Origin of the sequence: Effusibacillus lacus (assembly GCF_002335525.1) — a bacterium.
Taxonomy (GTDB): Bacteria; Bacillota; Bacilli; order Tumebacillales; family Effusibacillaceae; genus Effusibacillus; species Effusibacillus lacus.
This window is the reverse complement of the sequence record NZ_BDUF01000046.1, coordinates 43012-47709: the sequence shown is the minus strand read 5'-3', so window position 1 is coordinate 47709 and position 4698 is coordinate 43012. Positions and strand designations below refer to the sequence as shown.

Annotated in this window: 4 protein-coding genes and 1 riboswitch; of the genes, 1 reads left to right on the top strand and 3 read right to left on the bottom strand. The window is 50.4% G+C overall.

What is annotated here, in order from left to right; translation table 11 throughout:
• Window positions 1–99: 99 nt before the first annotated feature.
• The gene (locus tag EFBL_RS08915; protein WP_096181793.1) at window positions 100–849 is read right to left on the bottom strand and encodes an ABC transporter ATP-binding protein; all 750 of its coding nucleotides are present in this window, start codon (window positions 847–849) and stop codon (window positions 100–102) included.
• A gap of 6 nt (window positions 850–855) precedes the next feature.
• Window positions 856–2031, bottom strand: coding sequence for an HlyD family secretion protein (locus tag EFBL_RS08910; protein ID WP_096181792.1), 1176 nt, complete (start codon window positions 2029–2031; stop codon window positions 856–858).
• Between the two features lie 240 nt (window positions 2032–2271).
• Window positions 2272–2399: riboswitch (cyclic di-AMP (ydaO/yuaA leader) on the top strand.
• A gap of 117 nt (window positions 2400–2516) precedes the next feature.
• On the opposite strand from EFBL_RS08910, the gene EFBL_RS08905 reads away from it, so the two are divergent.
• Window positions 2517–4340: an APC family permease gene (locus EFBL_RS08905; protein ID WP_096181804.1), complete on the top strand. Its 1824-nt coding sequence runs from the start codon at window positions 2517–2519 to the stop codon at window positions 4338–4340.
• An 87-nt stretch (window positions 4341–4427) separates the two neighbouring features.
• Here EFBL_RS08905 and EFBL_RS21170 read toward each other — a convergent pair.
• Window positions 4428–4698, bottom strand: a 271-nt coding sequence (locus EFBL_RS21170; RefSeq protein WP_275539556.1) for a carboxyl transferase domain-containing protein, incomplete at its 5' end; no start/stop codon positions are given.

Here is a 4698-nt window from a genome sequence, read left to right as displayed (position 1 = left end):
GCATGGCAAGGCCGATTCCAAAACTGGCCGGGTCCCTCCGGAGCTGCAGAAACTCTTTTCTGATGATGGCCATAAACCGGTGAATCGAGAAGTTCCCGCTCATCCCCGTTCCCTGCCTTTCGCTTCCTCTTCCCGGACAAAGTGGATAAACACATCATCCAGATTGTCCTTGCCGAGTCCCTGCATCAATTCCTGCGGTGTGCCAACCGCCAGCAGCCTCCCGAAAAAAATAAACCCGATCTGATCGCAAGTGGCCGCTTCATCCATATAATGGGTGCTGACCAGCACGGTAATCCCCTGTCGCGCCATCCCATGGATGATATCCCAGAAGACACGGCGGGAAACGGGGTCCACGCCCGCAGTCGGTTCATCAAGGATGAGCAGCTCCGGTTTGTGCAGCAGGGCACAGCAGAGTGCCAAACGCTGCTTCCAGCCGCCAGACAGCGTACCGGACAGTTGTTTCTCCCGACCCGCCAGATCTGCCAGCTCGATTAACTCTTGGATGCGGACGGCTGCTTCTTTCGGTGAGAGCCCATAGATCCCCGCGTAAAAATCAAGGTTTTCCTTCACCGTAAGATCTTCGTACAAGCTGAACTTCTGCGACATATACCCGATTCGCTGTTTGATGGATTCGGAGTCTTTGACAATGTCAAAGCCCAGAACCTGCCCGCTTCCCGATGTGGGTGTCATCAATCCGCAGAGCATCCGGATGGTGGTCGATTTGCCCGAGCCGTTCGGCCCTAAGAACCCATAGATGCTCCCTTTCGGAATGGAGATGGTCACATTGTCGACAGCACGCCGATTCCCGAAGTCTTTCGTCAATCCCTCGCAGCTGATCGCATATTCCATGCCGGGTTACCTCCCATCGGCAGAGGACACGCGGATATCAGCCGGCATTCCGGGCTTTAGTTCCCCCATTCCTTCACTTAACCGGACGGTCACCGCAAACACCATTTTCGTCCGTTCCTTGGTGGTTTGCACATTCTTTGGGGTAAACTCCGCTTTCTCACTGATTCGCACGATCTTCCCGGCAAAGGATTTGTCCGGATAGGCATCCACCTGCACGGTCACTTCCTTGCCCACCTGAACCAGATTCAGGTCAGCCTCCGGAACGTACATCGTGACCTCAAGATTGGTGGGGTCCAACACGGTAAACAGCAGAGTGCCCGGCTTCACCATTTCCCCCAATTCCACATGCCTGCGCAGGATGATCCCTTTGATGGGGGAGCGAACGTCCGATTTTTCCAGTTGTTCTTTGACTTGTTCGAGCCTTGCCTGCGCCTGGTCTTTCTGGGCCAACAGATTCCGGATCGTGTATGCGGTTGAGCCCTCTTCCAGGAGGGACAATTGCGCTCTTGCCGACTTTTGCTGAGCGGACGCTGCCTGCACCTGCGCCTGCGCCGCCGCCACCTCGCCGTTGACCGCATCAATCTGCGCCAGGCCTGCCTGGTATTGGGCTTCCAACTGATTCACACGGGTCTTTGCCTGATTCAGCAGTTCTTTCTGGGTATCCCACTCTCTTTCCGATATGGCCTTGGCGGCATATAACGTCTCCGCGTTCTTGAACTGCTTCTCCTGATAGGCCAATGTTTCCCGGGCCCCGTCCAATTGGCTCTTGAGCTGCGCAACTTGTGCCTGCATCTGCTGCAAAGTGGCACTGGCCTGTTTCATTCGGGCTTTGGACTGGCTTGCCAGTGCGTCAAACTGGTTGATGGAAGCCACCGCCTGCTGAATCTGCTGGTTGCGGGTCCCCGCCTGGGCTTCTTCAAGTCTTGCCAGGGCAGCGTCCCGGGCCGCTTCCGCTTCTTTCACCTGCCAGTTTAAGATCTTGTCGTCAACTTTCGCGAGGATGGTATCGGTGGTAATCGCATCTCCCTCTTCCTTGTCCAGAGCCACGATCGTTCCGGACACCTGGGCCACCACCGGAATTTCCCTGCCTTCAATCGTTCCCGCAAAAGTCTGCTCCTCCGAACAGCCTGTCGTGACTAACAGCAAGAACACTGCCGTGGCTTTCATGATTTTGGTTCTCATCCAGACATCCTCCTCTCGCACAAAAGTGAGTAATCACTCACTTTGCAATTTTAACCTACTCTTGTTTGAGTCTCCCGTCAAGGGGGAGTTTCTGAAATATTTTAAACGGAACTTCCTTTTTTGCGTGAGCTTTCATTTTCAAGTTAAGGAATAATCAAAACAGGCTTGTATCCGTTTTCATCGTGTTTTTTGGCAATTGCAATTTATCGGATCTGGAATTATGTTCAGGGAAGATTTTCATATCGTATTACGCTGAGTCGAAAGAGCGGGGGAACCACATTTTTTGGGGTGAATCGCAGAAACTGCGTAGGGCAACTCCACTGCCCGAATCCGTCAGCTAACCCCGTAAGCGTAGCTGGAGAGGAGGAATCAACTTGAGTTTGTCATGCCTATGACTACAAGGGAAATACTACCTTTGTGGTTTTTTTTGTTCCTTGTTTTCCAAATAAACGAAATCCGAAGGAAGGTCAGTACCCATTATGACAATTGATCAGATTAAACGCTTACTAATCGGCTCGCCATTACGTACCCGGCAATTGACCCATGAAAAATTGCCCAAATGGAAAGCGTTGGCTATCTTCTCTTCAGACGCTCTTTCATCGGTGGCCTACGCTACGGAAGAGATTTTACTCGTGCTGTCCATCATCGGGATCAGTGCTTATGTTTATTCCATCCCAATTGCGATCAGCATTTTGGTATTGTTGCTTGTCGTTACCCTTTCATACCGTCAAATCGTTCATACCTTCCCCTCAGGCGGGGGAGCGTATGTCGTTGCCAGGGAGCACTTGAATATACCTTCAAGTCTAATGGCTGGTGCGGCATTGATGATCGACTATGTTTTGACAGTTGCCGTCAGCATTAGTTCCGGTGTAGCAGCGCTGATATCCGCCTTTCCCGTGTTGATTCCATGGAAAGTGGAGCTTGCTGTTTTTCTGGTGCTCACCCTTATGCTCTTGAACTTGCGGGGAATCCGTGAATCGGCCACAGTATTCGCTTACCCCACCTACCTCTTTATTTTTTCGATCTTGGTTATGATCGGTGTAGGAGGGACCCAAATCTGGAAAGAGGGCTGGCATGGTTATGAAGTCCAGGCTGCAAACCAGATCGGCGACATAGTTACATGGACAGGCGCTTTATTGTTGCTCCGCGCGTTTTCTTCAGGATGTTCCGCTTTGACAGGAGTTGAAGCGATCAGCAACGGTGTCCCGTCTTTTCGTTCTCCGGCTCCTCGCAATGCGGCCATCACCATGATGTGGATGTCTCTTTTGCTTGGGGCGATGTTTTTTGGAATTACGCTGCTGGCATATGCTTTCGGTATAGCCCCAAAAGAACATGAGACCGTTGTATCCCAAATTGCGGAGCACGTATTTGGACGGGGGCCACTTTATTACCTCATTCAAGTGGCGACAATGCTCATTCTGTTTTTGGCCGCCAATACCAGTTTTACCGGATTTCCACAGTTAACTTCCATCATTGCCCAAGACCGATTCCTTCCTCGTAATTTGGCCATGCGAGGCGATCGTCTTGTGTTTTCAAACGGGATCGTATTGTTAAGTGTGCTGTCCATTCTGCTTATTATAAGTTTTAATGGCGACACGCACGGCTTGATTCCTTTATATGCGGTAGGTGTCTTCCTGTCCTTTACCATTGCTCAATGGGGATTGGTAAAAAGATTCCTGAACGAGAAAAGCAAGAGACTATTCCGTATTGCGGTGACCGGGCTCGGAACAGTAATTACCGGACTGGTTACGCTGATCACGCTTGTTTCCAAATTTAGCGAAGGGGCGTGGATGGTCGCGTTTGCCATACCCTTGTTGGTTTGGATGTTTTATCTGATCCGAAACCATTATGACGAAATTGGCAAGGAATTACGCGTAGATCTGCACTCGCTTCCGAAGAAAGTCAAGACGAAAGTGATTATCCCGATCTCCGGAATCAGTAAAGTGGTAGCTCAATCGATTGCGTATGCAAAAGGCATTTCGGATGATGTTGTGGTCGTAACAGTCGATTTTGACGACGAACATGCAGCACAAATGCGGGAAAAGTGGGAGAAATGGAACCCGAACGTCCCATTAATTATTTTGCGTTCCCCTTACCGGACCTTGATTTCGCCGCTTTTAAAGTACATTGATACTCTTGAAAAAGAAAAAGAAGAGGATGAGTTTATTACGGTACTTGTCCCACAATTCATCGTCAAGAAATGGTGGCATGCATTATTGCACAACCAAACGGCATTGTTACTCAAAGCCGTACTGATTTATCGAAAAGATGTGGTTGTATCAACCATACCGTTTCACTTGCACCACTAATTTCCCATAAATCATTGAAAACAGGTCACTACAGGAGCCGAGGTCCATCAAGTGACCTGTTTTCGTGCATGGCCAGTTGCCCAATTACTACACCGGATAAACCGGATGTTTTCGTTCGGAGAACACCAGATACTTGGAAGAATACGCCTCAAACCGTTTGATCAGCTCATCCCGCAGGGAATTGGCCGGGATGATTCCGTCCACCACCAGTTCCGATGCCAGCCGGTAGATATCAATGTCCTGCCGGTATTCTTCCCGTTTCTCTTCGATAAAGGCGGCCCGCTCCGACTCGGGCAGTTCGGCGATTTTGTTGGCATACACCGCATTGACAGCCGCTTCCGGCCCCATCACCGCAATC